14 protein-coding genes are annotated in these 14,938 nt (G+C 58.1%); 8 read left to right on the plus strand and 6 right to left on the minus strand.

Annotated elements, in window-relative coordinates:
• Positions 1–9: 9 nt before the first annotated feature.
• The 3 genes from JAO32_RS14505 to JAO32_RS14515 are packed head-to-tail and all read right to left on the minus strand — an operon-like array spanning position 10 to position 2,931.
• Positions 10–669 (minus strand): LutC/YkgG family protein, encoded by a 660-nt coding sequence (locus JAO32_RS14505; RefSeq protein ID WP_334241622.1) that lies wholly within the window; start codon positions 667–669, stop codon positions 10–12.
• Positions 662–2,149 carry a LutB/LldF family L-lactate oxidation iron-sulfur protein gene (locus JAO32_RS14510; protein ID WP_334241624.1) on the minus strand — a complete coding sequence of 496 codons (1,488 nt, stop codon included), beginning with the start codon at positions 2,147–2,149 and terminating at the stop codon, positions 662–664. Before JAO32_RS14510 ends, JAO32_RS14505 begins: the two co-directional genes overlap by 8 nt.
• A complete protein-coding gene (locus tag JAO32_RS14515) occupies positions 2,146–2,931 on the minus strand; it encodes a (Fe-S)-binding protein (protein WP_334241627.1) in 786 nt (261 codons plus the stop codon). Before JAO32_RS14515 ends, JAO32_RS14510 begins: the two co-directional genes overlap by 4 nt.
• A 180-nt stretch (positions 2,932–3,111) precedes the next feature.
• On the opposite strand from JAO32_RS14515, the gene JAO32_RS14520 reads away from it, so the two are divergent.
• From JAO32_RS14520 to JAO32_RS14530, 3 genes are read left to right on the plus strand one after another with little or no spacing between them, the layout of a single operon-like run.
• Positions 3,112–4,614 (plus strand): GH39 family glycosyl hydrolase, encoded by a 1,503-nt coding sequence (locus JAO32_RS14520; RefSeq protein WP_334241629.1) that lies wholly within the window; start codon positions 3,112–3,114, stop codon positions 4,612–4,614.
• A 26-nt stretch (positions 4,615–4,640) separates the two neighbouring features.
• Positions 4,641–5,414 carry an SDR family NAD(P)-dependent oxidoreductase gene (locus JAO32_RS14525; protein ID WP_334241632.1) on the plus strand — a complete coding sequence of 258 codons (774 nt, stop codon included), beginning with the start codon at positions 4,641–4,643 and terminating at the stop codon, positions 5,412–5,414.
• Positions 5,411–5,902: an AAA family ATPase gene (locus JAO32_RS14530; protein WP_334241634.1), complete on the plus strand. Its 492-nt coding sequence runs from the start codon at positions 5,411–5,413 to the stop codon at positions 5,900–5,902. The genes JAO32_RS14525 and JAO32_RS14530 overlap by 4 nt, the downstream gene beginning before the upstream one ends.
• A 24-nt stretch (positions 5,903–5,926) precedes the next feature.
• On the opposite strand, the gene JAO32_RS14535 is transcribed toward JAO32_RS14530, so the two are convergent.
• Both JAO32_RS14535 and JAO32_RS14540 read right to left on the minus strand, forming a co-directional pair.
• Positions 5,927–7,009, minus strand: a complete 1,083-nt coding sequence (locus JAO32_RS14535) for a thioredoxin family protein (protein ID WP_334241636.1) — start codon at positions 7,007–7,009, stop codon at positions 5,927–5,929.
• 175 nt (positions 7,010–7,184) lie between these two features.
• Complete coding sequence (locus JAO32_RS14540; RefSeq protein ID WP_334241638.1) at positions 7,185–8,033, minus strand: fumarylacetoacetate hydrolase family protein; 849 nt, start codon at positions 8,031–8,033, stop codon at positions 7,185–7,187.
• A 271-nt stretch (positions 8,034–8,304) separates the two neighbouring features.
• Between JAO32_RS14540 and JAO32_RS14545 the strand changes: the two genes are divergently transcribed.
• The 5 genes from JAO32_RS14545 (at position 8,305) to JAO32_RS14565 (ending at position 14,731) form a co-directional block, all read left to right on the plus strand.
• Positions 8,305–10,518, plus strand: coding sequence for a bifunctional rhamnulose-1-phosphate aldolase/short-chain dehydrogenase (locus JAO32_RS14545; RefSeq protein ID WP_334241641.1), 2,214 nt, complete (start codon positions 8,305–8,307; stop codon positions 10,516–10,518).
• Between the two features lie 77 nt (positions 10,519–10,595).
• Positions 10,596–12,014 carry a rhamnulokinase gene (locus JAO32_RS14550; RefSeq protein ID WP_334241643.1) on the plus strand — a complete coding sequence of 473 codons (1,419 nt, stop codon included), beginning with the start codon at positions 10,596–10,598 and terminating at the stop codon, positions 12,012–12,014.
• 93 nt (positions 12,015–12,107) lie between these two features.
• Positions 12,108–13,172: a LacI family DNA-binding transcriptional regulator gene (locus tag JAO32_RS14555; protein ID WP_334241645.1), complete on the plus strand. Its 1,065-nt coding sequence runs from the start codon at positions 12,108–12,110 to the stop codon at positions 13,170–13,172.
• Between the two features lie 174 nt (positions 13,173–13,346).
• Positions 13,347–13,886: a helix-hairpin-helix domain-containing protein gene (locus JAO32_RS14560; protein WP_334241647.1), complete on the plus strand. Its 540-nt coding sequence runs from the start codon at positions 13,347–13,349 to the stop codon at positions 13,884–13,886.
• A 215-nt stretch (positions 13,887–14,101) separates the two neighbouring features.
• The gene (locus JAO32_RS14565) at positions 14,102–14,731 is read left to right on the plus strand and encodes a sugar O-acetyltransferase (RefSeq protein WP_334241648.1); all 630 of its coding nucleotides are present in this window, start codon (positions 14,102–14,104) and stop codon (positions 14,729–14,731) included.
• Here JAO32_RS14565 and JAO32_RS14570 read toward each other — a convergent pair.
• On the minus strand, positions 14,679–14,938 hold a 260-nt coding region (locus JAO32_RS14570), incomplete at its 5' end, for a hypothetical protein (protein ID WP_334241651.1). The two genes, JAO32_RS14565 and JAO32_RS14570, sit on opposite strands and share 53 nt — an antisense overlap.

Below are 14,938 nucleotides of genomic sequence, written 5' to 3' on the forward strand. Positions count from 1 at the left end.
CCAACTGTTTTACAGGATGATGGCCGTCAATCGCCGTGGTCCGTGTACGCCGCGGATGCGTGTCATCTCAATGTCGCTGGTGGCGGATGGTCCGGCGATGGTGGTGATGGGCGAGGTGCGATGCGTGATGCGTTGCAGCGCTTCAGCGATCGTCTCTACCACCTGGTCGCGCCAGAGCACGCAGATGTGATGGTCAGGAAGAAGCGTTGCTGCGCGACGACCCTGTTCATCGCTATGTTCCAGGATGATAGTGCCGCTCATCGCAATGGCGACGGTACATGGTGTGAGCACGACACGAGGCTCTTCCAGCGGCTGCAGGGGCAGATCAAAATCGCGGCGTACTTCTATATCGTTCTGCGGCAGCCACTCCTGCGGAACACCTGCGGGAACAAGAAGAAGCGACTCGTTTGCCTCACGCATGGCTTGAGCAACGGCGTTTGCAATCCCTGCTTCATCCGTGAAGACAAGTTCCGAATCGTAATCGCGCAACCGGTCGTAGAACAGCTCCAGCGTCTCTTCGCGATTCAGCTTCGCCGTGCGCTGATAGGTGCGCGGAATGCGTGCGTAGGCTTCTTCCGGAGAATCATCGATCAATGTCTCCACGTCAGGATCAGCAGCAAGCTGGCGGCGGATCGTATCCAGTACGGTAAAACGTGCGTCGTCACTCATTGCCACTCCAGTTGCTGCCGTCTCCGCGGTTTGTGCGGTTGCGCTTCCACCATTCACGGAAGCTCTGCTTCGGCAGGGCGCGAAGATCGCGATACTGCGTCCATCCTGCGGCCATGCCGGGCAGGTTCACCAGTTGGCCGTCTTTTTCAAACAGCCCTTGTCCTGTGCGAGCAAGACGTTGCGCAGCTTCATACTGCTTGGGATGCTCGAAGAGATGCGCAGCCATCTTCATACCCATGCTCTCCTGCGAGAGCTTTCCGGCGAGCGTGTTCTGGTCCTGCTCCACGATCTTGCCACGCAGATGAATCAGCGTCTCCGGGATATTGATCTTCACGGGACAGACTTCATAGCACGCACCACACAACGATGAAGCGTACGGCAATGACCGCGAATACTTCATGCCATTCAACTGCGGCGAAAGAATCGCGCCGATGGGGCCGGAGTAGATGGATCCATACGCATGGCCGCCCGTCTCGCGATACACGGGGCACTGGTTCAGACACGCGCCACAACGAATGCAGTTCAGCGTTTCGCGTTCGCGCACGTTGGCCATCATGCGAGTGCGGCCATTGTCCAGCAGAATCACATGGAACTGTTCCGGGCCATCACCCGGCGTCACGCCTGTCCAGATGCTGTTGTACGGGTTCATGCGCTCACCCGTTGCAGAACGCGGCAACAGTTGCAGGAACACTTCCAGATCATCGAACTTTGGAATCACCTTCTCAATACCGATGAGCGTGATCAGCGTCTTGGGCATGGTGACGCACATGCGTCCATTGCCTTCGGATTCGACGACGCAAACACTGCCCGTCTCAGCAATGGCGAAGTTCGCGCCGCTGATGCCGATGCCAACTTCCAAAAACTTCTTGCGCAGATAATGCCGCGCAGCGCCGGTTAAATCCTCGGCCTCAGTGCCAAGTTCCGTCAGCCCCATGTTCTGCAGAAACAGTTCACGTACCTGATGGCGATTCTTGTGCAGTGCAGGAACGACGATGTGCGACGGCTCATCCTTGCCCATCTGCACAATCATGTCGGCAAGATCGGTCTCCCACGGCGTGATGCCTTCCCGCTCCAGCGCGCGGTTCATGCCGATCTCGTCCGAGGTCATGGTTTTCACCTTGATGACTTCGGGATGTTCCACTGCCAGCCGCGCTGCTGCCTTGCGAATCAGACGGATGGCAATGGTATTGGCTTCATCGGCATCGCGCGCCCAATGCACCTGCCCACCTGCACGGATGCAGTTGCGCTCAAACTCTTCCAGATAATGCGGCAGATGCAGCAGCGTGTGCGTCTTGATGGCGTGTGCCGCCGTGCGTAGGTCCTGCCAGTCCGGCATCTCCTCCACACGCAACGCGCGCTTGTTGCGGATGACGTTCGTGGCGTGGCGCACGTTGCGCCGTGTCTGATCGTCTTGCAGCAACTCATGCGCAAGAATCGGGAATGCGGGCTTCTCCGCGGTGTGGCCCACGCGAACAGTCATGCTGTGGCTCCTTCCCATGCCAGCGATTCCGCGGTCAGCGGATTTTTACGCGTGCTGTTCAGAATCTCTGCCAGATGCACTGGACGGATGCGATCACGCGAACCCAACTCGCGATGTAGACCGCCATCAATCTGCATCAGGCAGGAGTTATCAAGCGCTGCCACAAACTCTGCATTCGACTTCTTCACGCAGCCAATCTTGTCTGCCAGCATGGCACTGGATACTTCCGCATTCTTCACAGCAAAGGTGCCGCCAAAACCGCAGCACTGATCGCTGCCTTCCATCGGCGTGTATTGCAGACCTTCCACACCCTGCAGCAAGCGCACCGGTCGGTCACCCACGTTGAGCAATCGCAACGAATGGCAGCTTGGGTGATAGGTCACGCGATGGGGGAAGTATGCGCCAACATCGGTCAGTCCCAGCTTGTCTGTAATCAGCTCACTGAACTCAAACACGCGCGGCAGAAAACTCTTCACGTCACCCATCATGTGCAGGTCGTTCGCGTTGTGCGCCATCAGTTCATAGTGGTCGCGCATCATGGCCACGCAGCTTGCGCTGGGCACCACGATGGTCTCCGCATCCAGAAACTCATGCAGCAGCTTCCGCACAATGGGTAATGCTTCGGCGTGGTAGCCGGTGTTGTAGTGCATCTGGCCGCAGCAGGTCTGGCTGGTGGGGAAAACCACCTCGTGCCCCAGGCGCTCCAGCAGGTTGACCACGGCCATGCCCGTGCGTGGGAACAGCGTGTCGTTGTAGCAGGCAATGAACAGATGAATGCGCAAGGCAGTTTTTCCCTGATATGAAACGATTCAGTCCGTACAGAATCTTTCACCAGCCATGCTACTACCGGATTGCATCGGGCGGCTACGGCTTCCCGTTTGCAACTTGCGCACACCCGAGAGGCAGGTTAGGCTCATGGCGTTTCACTGGCAGGGGATTTGCGCGCAGCGAAGGAGAAATGGATGCGTATCCATCACTGGATTTCTGTTCTTGCAGTCAGTCTTGGGGCGATCCCTTTGTTTGCAAATGCGCAAGAAGTGCCTGCCGCTCCAGCCGTGCGTGTGGATTGGACGAAGACTGTCACCATATCGCGTGCTACGCCAACACTGCAGGTTGTCGTCAACCCGCAACTGTTACGCGGCGCAAAGCTGCATGACGGCTCGTTTGCCGCACTGAAGCTGCTCGGCGCGGATTATGTGCGTTATGTTCCGTGGCTGCCCTACCCAAAGCAGGCCGTCGCCGAGCTTGAACCGCCCACGAAAGAACGGACGAGCTGGGATTTCCAATACATTGATCCAACGCTGGATGACTTTATGCATGCCACCGCGGGCCACAGCGTGATGCTGAACTTCAGCACCATGCCCGCATGGTTATGGAAGACGGACAAACCTGTAACCTACCCGTCTGATCCCAACCAGGTTTTCTGGGGCTACACGCAAGGAACGGAGATCGTAGACCCCACCTACAAGCAGGCAGCCGATTACTACGCGCGGTTGCTGAGCTGGTACACCAAGGGCGGTCTCACCGATGAGAACGGCAAATGGCACGCCAGCGGCCACCATTACAAGATTGCGCATTGGGAGGTGCTGAACGAAATCGACTTCGAGCACCACTGGACACCCGAGGGATACACGAAGTTTTTCGACGCCGTGGTGGAAGCCATGCGCAAGGTGCAGCCGGATCTGAAATTTGTCGCCATTGCAGCAGCAGCTCCGCGCGATGACGGCGCCATGTGGGAATACTTCCTGAATCCCAAGAACCACAAACCAGGCGCAAATGTGGACTTCATCAGCTATCACTTTTACGCAACACCGCCGCATGGCGAACCCTTTGCGGCCATGCAGTACACCTTCTTCGATCAGGCAGACGGCTTCCTTACCGGAACGAAGTTTATTGAGCAGATCAAGCAACGCATGATGCCTGCAACGAAGACCGACCTGAATGAACTCGGCGTGATTCTGCCCACTGACAATGACAGCAACAATGGCAAGGGCTCAGTGGCGGAACCTGAGGGTTACTGGAATCTTGCATCGGCACTGTATGCGTATCTCTATGTGAAATCGGCACAAATGGGAATCGACGTGGTGGGCGAGTCGCAACTTGTGGGCTATCCCACACAGTATCCGTCTGTCAGCATGATGAACTACAACACTGCCCAGCCCAACCCGCGTTTCTGGACGCTGAAGCTGCTGCATGACAACTTTGGTCCTGGCGACAAACTCGTTGCCACCACTAGCGCAGGCAGCGATATGACGGTGCAGGCTTTCGATACATCGCGGGGCAAGAAGATTCTTGTTTTGAACAAGCGCGCGGTACCGCAGACGCTGAAGCTTGGCGGCGATACCGCGAAGGCCATCACATATGTTGCACCCAGTACAGGCGATAATCCGCCAGTAACGAAGACGATCAGTGGCAACGAGATTGCGCTGGAACCATTTGAAGTTGCCGTGATCGATGTGCCATAGCAACGCACTGCTTAGAATGGACGGCAATGGAAACTGCTGCTTTCGCTACCTACCCAAGTCTTCGTAACCGCTCCATCCTTGTTTCGGGTGGCGCCAGTGGTATTGGTGAAGGCATCGTAGAGGCGTTCGCCGCGCAGGGTGCGCGCGTGGCGTTCCTGGACATTCAGGATGAAGCAGCACAGGCGCTCATCGAACGCATTGCATTCGCAGGGCATACAAGGCCCACGTACTATCACTGCGACATTACAGACGTTGCGGCACTACGCAGCGTTGCTGCTCAGGTTGAGCAGGCACACGGCACAGTCGATGCGCTGGTAAACAACGCAGGTAACGACACACGTCATCGCGTGGAAGACGTTACGCCTGAAATGTGGGACGCGGCCATGCAGGTGAATCTGCGACACCAGTTCTTCCTATCGCAAGCGGTGCTGCCCGCCATGCAGCGCCAGCAGAGCGGTTCCATCATCAATCTCAGTTCTATCTCATGGATGATCCCATCCACTGGCTTGCCTGCATACGTCACGGCAAAGGCAGCGATCGTGGGCCTTACGCGAACATTGGCGCACGAAGTAGGCAAAGACAACATCCGTGTGAATGCGGTGCTGCCCGGAGCCATCCTCACCGAGCGACAGAAGCGCCTGTGGATGACGCCGGAGTACACGGCAGAGGTGATGTCGCGGCAGGCAATCAAACGCCATCTCTATGCAGATGATGTAGCGCGTACCGTGCTGTTTCTCGCAGCCGATGACAGCTCCGCCATCACGAATCAAAGCCTCGTTGTGGATGGCGGCTGGGTATGAGTTCCGCCACACTTCACTTTCTTTGCGGACGTCTTGCCTCTGGCAAGACAACTCTCGCGCGGCGGATTGCAAGCGAGAAGAATGCTGTTCTTTTTTGTGAAGACGAATGGCTTTCGAAGCTCTCGGATGGCATTACGTCGTTTGACGACTACCTGCAATGGTCACGGCGCTGCCGATCGGTAATGGCCCCCTTGATCGTGAACACACTGCGGTGCGGAACCTCGGTTGTACTGGATTTTGCAGGCAACACGCCGAAAGAACGCGCCTGGGTGAGGTCCCTGTTTAACGAAGCAGGAGCAATGCATCAACTGCATCTGCTGGAAGCCGATGAAGAGGAATGTCTGCGCCGCCTGATGCGCCGCAATGTTGAAAGGCCGGAAGGACTTCACTTCGCCGACACAAGCGAAGTCGACTTCCGCGCCATCTGCAAATGGTTCCAGCCGCCTTCAGAGGAAGAAGCTTTCTCCGTTACCCGTTATCCGATGTGAGGATCCCGTCAGAAATCTCGCTCCTCATCCGAACGTGAAAGAAAACGCCTGCACGCCGGGGCCGAGAAATTCAATAGCAAACGTGTGATCGCTGGGTGTACCACTTTGGCGAATCAGTTGATACAGGCGATGTTCCATCACCACGCCGTTTCCCTGAGCGTCGGTGTCCACGCCATGGTTGGCGCCTAAAAGTTTGCCGTCCATCGTCACGCGATAGCGCACTGGCTTTGCGTTCATGCCTGGGCCGAGAACAAGGTGCAGATCGCGTGCATGAAAGCGGAAAACGATTTTCCCGCCTGCTGATTGCAGCACTGCGTTTTGGCCATGATCGATCCAATTGCCCACCAAGCTCCAGTCATTCAATTGCAACTTTCCGGGTTCGGCATACACATGTTCCGTGTCGCGTTTGATACCACCCGGAGAAGCAAAGTGAGAAGCACGTTGATACCCGATGTAAGTCTCTGGCGATTCAATCTCGTTCATGTTTGCGGCAGCTTGAACGCCCTGCCCATGAACACTGGCTATGCCGGAAGGAGCCGATGTTGCATTTGCTTCTTTCAGTAACTGCTGGATCCATCGCTCCGACTGGTCGTATTCGCCCTCGCCGAAATGTTGAAAACGAACCTTGCCCTTTGCATCGATAAAGTAATGCGCCGGCCAGTATTGATTATGAAATCCCTTCCAGATGGCATAGTTGCTATCGATAGCCACGGGATAGGTAATGCCAAATCTCTGCACGGCCTTTTCCACGTTGGGCCGCAGCTTCTCTTCATCAAACTCCGGACTGTGAACGCCGATCACAACCAGGCCGCTGTCTTTGTATTTGTCGGCCCATGCGCGAATGTACGGAACAGCGCGAATGCAATTAATGCAGGAGTAATCCCAGAAATCAACGAGGACGACTTTGCCCTTGAGATCCTTCGCGGTCAGCGGTTTGGAGTTGATCCAGCCCGTTGAACCCGCAAGAGAAGGAAGCGGCATGCTGCCAACGATGCTGGGCGCGTCCTGTGCCTGCGCGGTTGCGAATGCATGAAACCCGCCGAGACTTAGCGCCAGAGCGGCGACCACAGCCGTGGTGCGTAGAGTGTGCCTTAAAGAACCGAGCATTGGCTTTCATCCTTCCATCGGCCACAGCGTTCCACTGTTTCCAATCAGCCTCAGCTAGTAGATCGTTTCGAACAGCAAAAGTTACAGAGTGACTTGTGGACCTGGAACATATCGCGCAAACGTGAGGGCAGGCCGCTGTGGCCTGCCCTCGTTCTGTTCGCGACGAAAGCGTCAATTAAGCGCTGTAGGCGGTCACATTCTGCGTTTGCGTTCCAAGGCCTTCAATGCCCAATGTCACTACCTGTCCGGGCTTCAGGTACACCGGTGGCTTTTGACCCAGACCCACGCCCGGCGGCGTGCCGGTGGAGATGATGTCGCCCGGCTGCAGGCTCATGAAACGACTGAGATAGCTGACCAGGTGAGCAACACCGTAGACCATCGTCTTAGTGGATCCGTTCTGGTAGCGATGGCCGTCCACTTCAAGCCACATCTTCAGGTTCTGCGGATCGGGCACCTCGTCCTTTGTCACCAGCCACGGGCCGATGGGGCCGAAGGTGTCGGCGCTCTTACCCTTCACCCACTGGCCTGTGCCCTCAAGCTGGAAGGCGCGTTCGGAAAGGTCGTTGATCACGCAGTATCCGGCGACGTAATCCAGCGCGTCAGCCTCGGAGACGTAGCGGGCTTCGCGGCCAATGACCACGCCCAGCTCCACTTCCCAGTCTGTCTTTTCGGAGTCCTTGGGGATCACGATGCCGTCGTCCGGGCCGCAGATGGACGATGTGGCCTTCATAAACAGCACGGGCTCCTTGGGCACTTCCATGCCGGATTCCGCAGCGTGGTCGGCGTAGTTCAGTCCAATGCACAGGAATTTGCCCACGCGGCCCACGCAAGGACCAATGCGCGTTCCCGCAGGAACGGCGGGCAGGCGGTTCAGGTCCAGCGCGGCCAGTTCTGCCAGCGCATCCGGACGCAGGGCGTCGCCGGCAATATCCGGCACAATACCGGTCAGATCACGCACGGTTCCATCCGGAGCCACAATGCCGGGATGCTCGTGTCCCGGACGGCCATAACGAACAAGTTTCATGGTCGGTCAGCTTTCCTCTGCCAACCAATGTACTTTGCTGCGGCATGGCCCTGCTTGCGCAAGGGATGAAAGCGTTGCGAAATTGTCCAGCCCGCAGGACGTGAGTCGGGGTTTTGCGCGTAGAATTGAGACGATTCAAAATTCACACAGCAAGCGTGGCCAATTCCACTTTCGCTGTGCGATGATGCGGGCGTCCGCAGACTTTATGGCAAAGATGGCCTGGCTTTCTTTCCCCGGTCGGGCGGCGCTTGGAATGTTGAGAAGGGACCTCATGGAAAGCACTGCAAAGCTGAAGTTTCTGGAAGACCGCTGGGACGACGCCATTGCGTCAAAGCTTGATCCTGCGGAATTGCTCCGTTATCGCTCAAACCTGCTGGGATCGGACCTGCGTCTGACCAACTTCGGCGGCGGCAACACTTCGTCAAAGCTTGACGAAATTGATCCGCTCACCGGCGAGACGGTCAAAGTGCTGTGGGTGAAGGGCTCTGGAGGCGACCTGGGTTCCATCAAGCGCTCCGGCTTTGCCACGTTGTATCTCGACAAGCTGCTGGCGCTGGTGAAGCGCTACCGTGGCGTGGAGCTTGAGGACGAGATGGTGGCCATGTACCCCCTCTGCACCTTCAACAACAACCCCACGCCCGCGTCGATCGACACGCCGCTGCACGGCTACCTGCCCTTCCCGCACGTTGACCATCTGCACCCGGACTGGGGTATCGCTCTGGCTGCATCGGCCAACGGCAAGGAAAAGATGGAGCAGTTCAACGCGGAGTTCGGCCACAAGATTGTGTGGGTGCCGTGGCAGCGTCCGGGCTTTGAGCTGGGCATGATGCTGGTGAAGGCAGTTGCAGACAATCCTGGCTGCGACGGCATCGTTCTGGGCGGACACGGCCTGTTCACATGGGGTGAGACGCAGCGTGAAAGCTACCTGAACACGGTCACGATCATCGACCAGATCGGCCAGTTCATTGAAGCGCACAACCTGAAGAAGGGCGCACCTGCATTCGGTGGAGCAAAGCACACTAACCACGCGGAGCGTGAAGCCCTTGCAGCGCAGTTGATGCCGATTATCCGCGGTGGCGTCTCGCAGAAGCAGCGCCTCATCGGCACCTTCAGCGACAAGGAAGATGTGCTGGAGTTTGTGAACTCAGAGTTCGCGAAGAAGCTGGCGCACCTGGGCACCTCCTGCCCGGACCACTTCATCCGCACCAAGATTCGGCCCATGTACGTGGAGTGGGACGTGAAGGGCGGCGATGTGGAAGGTCTGAAGAAAGCCATCGCTTCCACGCTGGAAACGTATCGCAAGGAGTATGCGCAGTATTACTCCAACCACGCACTGCCTGAGTCACCCAAGATGCGCGACCCCAATCCGACGGTGGTTCTGATCCCCGGCGTGGGCATGTTCAGCTTTGGCAAGAACAAGGCAGAAAGCCGCATCACCGGCGAGTTCTACACCAACGCTATCCACGTGATGGGCGGTGCTGGCCAACTGGGCGAAGGCAAGTGCCCGCCGGTGCTGCCGCAAGCCGGTCCTGCTGCGGATACATCAGCCTTTGCCACAGAAGAGAACTACGTTGCACTGCCGCCCAGCGAAGCTTTCCGCATTGAATACTGGGCACTCGAAGAGGCCAAGATTCAGCGCCAGCCACCTGAGAAGGAGCTGAGCCGCCGCATCGTCATGGTTGTCGGTGGAGCATCCGGTATCGGCCGCGAAACCGTTCTGCTTGCAGCGCAGCGCGGCGCACACATTGTCGTTGCTGACCTGACGCAGGAAGGCGCGGACAAAGTTGCCGCAGAGGCGCAGGCCATCGCAGGCAAGGAAGCAGCCATCGGTGTCACCATCGACATCCGCAATCGCGAGAAGATTCGCGAGGCGTTGAACAAGGCTGTTGCTGCTTTCGGCGGTCTCGACATCCTCGTCAACACTGCGGCCATCTTCCCGTCATCGCCTACGGGCGTCATCAGCGACGCGCAGTGGGGCACCACGCTGGAGATCAACGTGACGGCCAACTGGCTGCTGGGCGATGAAGCCAACAAGGTCTTCAAGGCACAGGGTCTGCAGGGTTCGTCCATTGTGCTTACCAGCTCGGCAAACGCTGTTGTGCCGAAGAAGGGAAGCGAGGTCTACGACATCTCCAAGGCGGCGCTCAGCCACCTGGTGCGTGAGCTTGCCATCACCTTCTCGCCTGACGTGCGCGTGAACGGCATCAGCCCGGCCACAGTCGTAAAGGGATCGACCATGTTCCCACGCGATCGCGTGAAAGCGTCACTGGCGAAGTACAACATCGCGTTTGAAGAGAACGACAGCGATGACGACCTGCGCAATAAGCTGGCAGAGTTCTATGCACGCCGCACGCTGACGCATGTGCCCATTGACCCGAAGGACAACGCAGAGGCAATCCTCTTCATCGGTGGCCCCAAGGCTCCGGTGACCAGCGGCCACCTCATCCCCGTGGATGGCGGCTTGCCAGAAGCTTTCCTTCGTTAATTCGGAAACCTAACCCAATCGAGGAGCGTGGCCATCTGCCACGCTCCTCGCGTCTGTCCCCTATGGAGAAGCACCACGTGACACCTACCGACACACGCGCACTGGTCGCCATCGATCTTGGAGCCGAAAGCTGCCGCGTCTCGCTGCTGCGCTGGACCGCGAGTGGTCCACAGAGCACGCTGGTGCATCGTTTTCCGAACAACGCGGTGGAAACACCCGAAGGACTCCGCTGGAACCTCGCACAGATTGAGGCGGGTCTTGATGCAGGCCTGAAAAAGGCTGCGGAGATTGCCACAGAAGGCATCCGCTCCATCGCCGTGGATGGCTGGGCTGTGGACTATGCGCGCCTCGATGAAAATGGCGTAGCCATTGGCGATCCCTACTGCTATCGCGATGTGCGCAACATTGCCAGCGAAGAAGCTGTTCACACGATTCTTCCGGCGTCGCAGATGCGCGTGCTCACCGCCATTGGCATCATGCGCATCAACACGCTTTACCAACTCTATGCGGATAAGATGGCTGGCCTGCCGCAGACACGGTGGCTTCATCTGCCGGAATACATTCTCCATCGACTGGGCGGTCAGGCGGTCAGCGAGTACACCAATGCAACGCATACGCAGCTCATTGATCTGCATCGCGGGGAATGGGCTACTGGCATCTTTGAAAAGCTGCAGCTGGATCCTGAGATGGCTTCGCCCATCGTGCCGCCGGGAACTATCGTGGGCAAACTCACGGGGCCGCTCGCATCGTTACCTGCATTCCGCGACACGCAACTGATCGCGCCTTGCTGCCATGACACAGCATCAGCGATTGCTGGCATTCCTGATGCCGCAGAGGACTGGGCTTACATCTCCAGCGGCACATGGTCGTTGGTGGGAACGCTGCTGCATGAGCCGAATAACTCGCAACCAGCACGCGACGAGAACCTGACCAACTTCGGCGGTGCAGGCGGACGGATCCTATTCCACAAGAACGTAAACGGTATGTGGCTTCTACGAAACTGCCTGGACGCGTGGCGCGCAGCAGGCCGCGACTGGACCTTTGAAGAACTGTTGCCGCTGGCCGAAGCATTGGGCGAGCCGCAGTACCTCATCGACGTAGACGCGCCCGACCTGCTGCTGCCCGGCGACATGCCAGCTCGCATTAATCAGCAGCTTTCGGAAAACGGCCATCCCACCCTATCGCCTTATCCCGAAGATGCGCCGGGGATGACCGCGCTTATCCTCAATAGCCTTGTTTTTCGTTATGCGGAAGTGCTCGATGCCATCGCATCCATAACCGGCAAGAAGCTGAAGAAGGTCTACATTGTGGGTGGAGGCAGCCGAAACGAAGTGCTGAACCGCCTTACGGCAAAGGCAACCGGATTGGAAGTGGTGCGCGGTGCTGTGGAATCGTCTACGCTGGGCAACTTCGCGGTGCAGATGGCGGCCTTGGAAAACTCCGCCGATGCGCAAAGCATTGCGGAATGGGCCGCAGCACTACGAACGGCTTTTTAAAAGCAGCGGGCCAAAGAAAGAAGGCTGTGTTCACCCTTCTTTCGGGCAGGGATCGTCGCTTTTATGCTTTAAGACGCTACAATTCCCTTCTGAATGGCACCTACGCAAAAAGAGCTGGCTAAGCTGGCAGGCGTCTCCGCTGGTACGGTTTCGAATGTTGTCAACGGTGTTCCCGGTGTCAGTGAGGCGGCGCGTCAGCGTGTGCTTGCGGCCATCCGTGAACTGAATTATCAGCCGAACCTGATCGCACGCAGCCTGCGCACCAATCGCACACACACGCTGGGCATTGTGGTGCCGGACATCACTGTGCCGTTTTATCCGCACATCATCCGTGGTGCGGAATCCGCTGCGCGTGAAGCGGGCTATTTCCTAATGGTGCTCGACAGCGAAAATGATCAGGACCGCGAAGGCGCCATGCTGGAACTACTGCGTTCGCAACGCAGCGAAGGCACGCTTTTAGTGGCTGCTGGTGGGCATGGTTGGACAAAGGAACAGGCAGCATCTGTCACCGCACAGGCGCCGCTGGTCTGCCTCGATCGTCTGCCGGAAGGGCTGGCTGTGGACTCTGTTTGCGTGGACGACGCACGCGCAGCCGCCATGGCTGTCTCGCACCTGGTGGAGCGCGGTCATCGAGAGATCGCCGTCATTACCGGCCCCCCGACGCTGCGCAACGAGCAGGCGCGTCTTCGCGGCTATCGCACAGCCATGCAGCACCACGGTCTGCAGGTGCGCGAACGGCTCGTGTGGCAAGCCGGCTTCCAACAGGGAGAGATTGCTCGCGTCTGCCAGGAGGGGCTTCTCGGGTCGCGCGAACGTCCTTCGGCAATCTTTGCCACCAACGGCGTCACCGGCCTGGGGATGTTGAAGGCGCTGTACGCGCTTGGCCTGGAAACACCGCGTGATGTGGCAGTGGTTTGTTTTGATGAGCTGAACGGTGAGGACTTTTTCCGTCCGGGCATCACTACCGTTGTTCAACCAGCGGCAGATATCGGCGCGCGTGCCGTACAGGTTCTTTTACGCCGTATCCGCAATAGCGGCGAAACCCCGCTGCCTCTGGAGACGGTTCGCCTGCCTGCAACGCTCGTGGTGCGCGAATCCAGCAGTGAACCGCATGCAGCGCGCGGAACGGCGCGTCCCCGCAGCAAAAAACGCGGATAAAACGCGATACACTGAACGCGTCGGAATAACCGCTGCAATCTCACTCGAAGTTCTCCGCCTGCCAACAGGCGGATGCAGAGGTGCATTGCATCGCTTGGCCCGCTGACCGCAACGCACGTCCGCGCCCCGGGTCTTCATTGTTTGTAATTTCTTTTTACGGGTGACAGAGAACACATGAAGCATGTAAAGCCGGTAATTCTTAGCTTGACGTTTGGCCTTCCGTTGCTGGTCTGGGGCGTTTCCCTGGGCAATGCCGTGTCGGCGCAGTCCGCTGCGGACCAGATGCCCGCCGGCCCTGGCAAGGACATCACCGTGGCCACCTGCACCAAGTGCCACTCCATCACCAACATCACCGGCCAGCACAAGGACCGAGATGGATGGACCGCGACCATCACCAAGATGGTGGGCTACGGCGCCACCGGCTCGGATGAAGACTTCCAGGCCATCCTGGACTACGTGACCAAGAACTACGGTCTGGACAGCGCTGGCGCAGCGGCACCGGCTCCGGCTGCCACTGCAGCACACAAGATTGCGGTGAACACGGAACCGGCGACGCAGCTCGCCACCGACTTGGGCCTGACCGATGACGAATCGAAGGCACTCGTGGCCTACCGCGACAAGAACGGCACCTTCAAGACCATCGACGACCTGAAGAAGGTTCCGGGCATTGACGCTACGAAGTTCGACGCGCACGCTGCTGACCTGCAGTTCTAGTCAAAGCGAAATCGACAATCAAAGAGAGCGGCCTCCGGGCCGCTCTTTCTCTTTCCGATAACTACCAAAGACCGTCATTCTGAGCGAAGCGAAGAATCCCAGCGCATTCGGTCGCAACAACACGTCGACACCTTGCAGCCGCCGCAGCTTTTCCCCGGCCAGGAAAGCTGCGACACAACGGCAACTTACAACCATCCCGTACTATCCAATCCAACATGCCGAACCGCACGGAACGCGAGAAGATGCTCGCAGGCGAGCTCTACGATCCCTTTGACCATGAATTGATGGAAGGCAGAGAACGCGCGCGCGACCTATGCCATCTGCTGAATAACACACGCGATCGCGATGCGGACGAACGCCGCTCGCTGATGAAATTGCTCTTTGGCAAAGGCGGCGACACGGTATGGATGCAGCCGCCATTCTTCTGCGACTACGGCGCAAACATTGAGTTGGGTGAACGCGTGTTCTTTAACTTCAACTGCATCGTGCTGGATGTTTGCCGCGTCATCATCGGCGATTACACGCAGATCGGCAGCGGCGTGCAGATCCTTACACCGCTGCATCCGCTGGAGGCATCGCTGCGCCGTCAACAGGAGTATGGCGCGCCGGTCACCATTGGCAACGACGTGTGGATCGGCGCGGGTGCACTGATTCTTCCCGGCGTCACCATCGGAGACCGGACCGTCATCGGTGCGGGCAGTGTGGTGACACGCGATATTCCTTCTGATGTGCTGGCCGTTGGCAATCCATGCCGCGTGCTTCGGCCCATCACATCAGAAGATCGCGCAAAGACTACTGCGCCGTCACGTCCATCGGAGGCTCATTCGTCACAAACGTCCGAATGAAGTAGGTTGCGCTCAGCGTGCCATTCGCGGGCAGCCACTTGAATCCCGGTGTATTCAGCGTGTGTCCGCGTTCCACCATGGACTGACGGGACTCAGGGAACGGGCTCACGCCGAACTCCATGCCACGCGTTACACCGGCGTTCTTCCACGGCGCATGACTGCGGCTGCGGTTCTCCTCCCAGATGCCAAGCCACGGGAAGTCTGCGC

The organism is Terriglobus sp. ADX1, assembly GCF_036877645.1.
Taxonomy (GTDB): domain Bacteria; phylum Acidobacteriota; class Terriglobia; order Terriglobales; family Acidobacteriaceae; genus Terriglobus.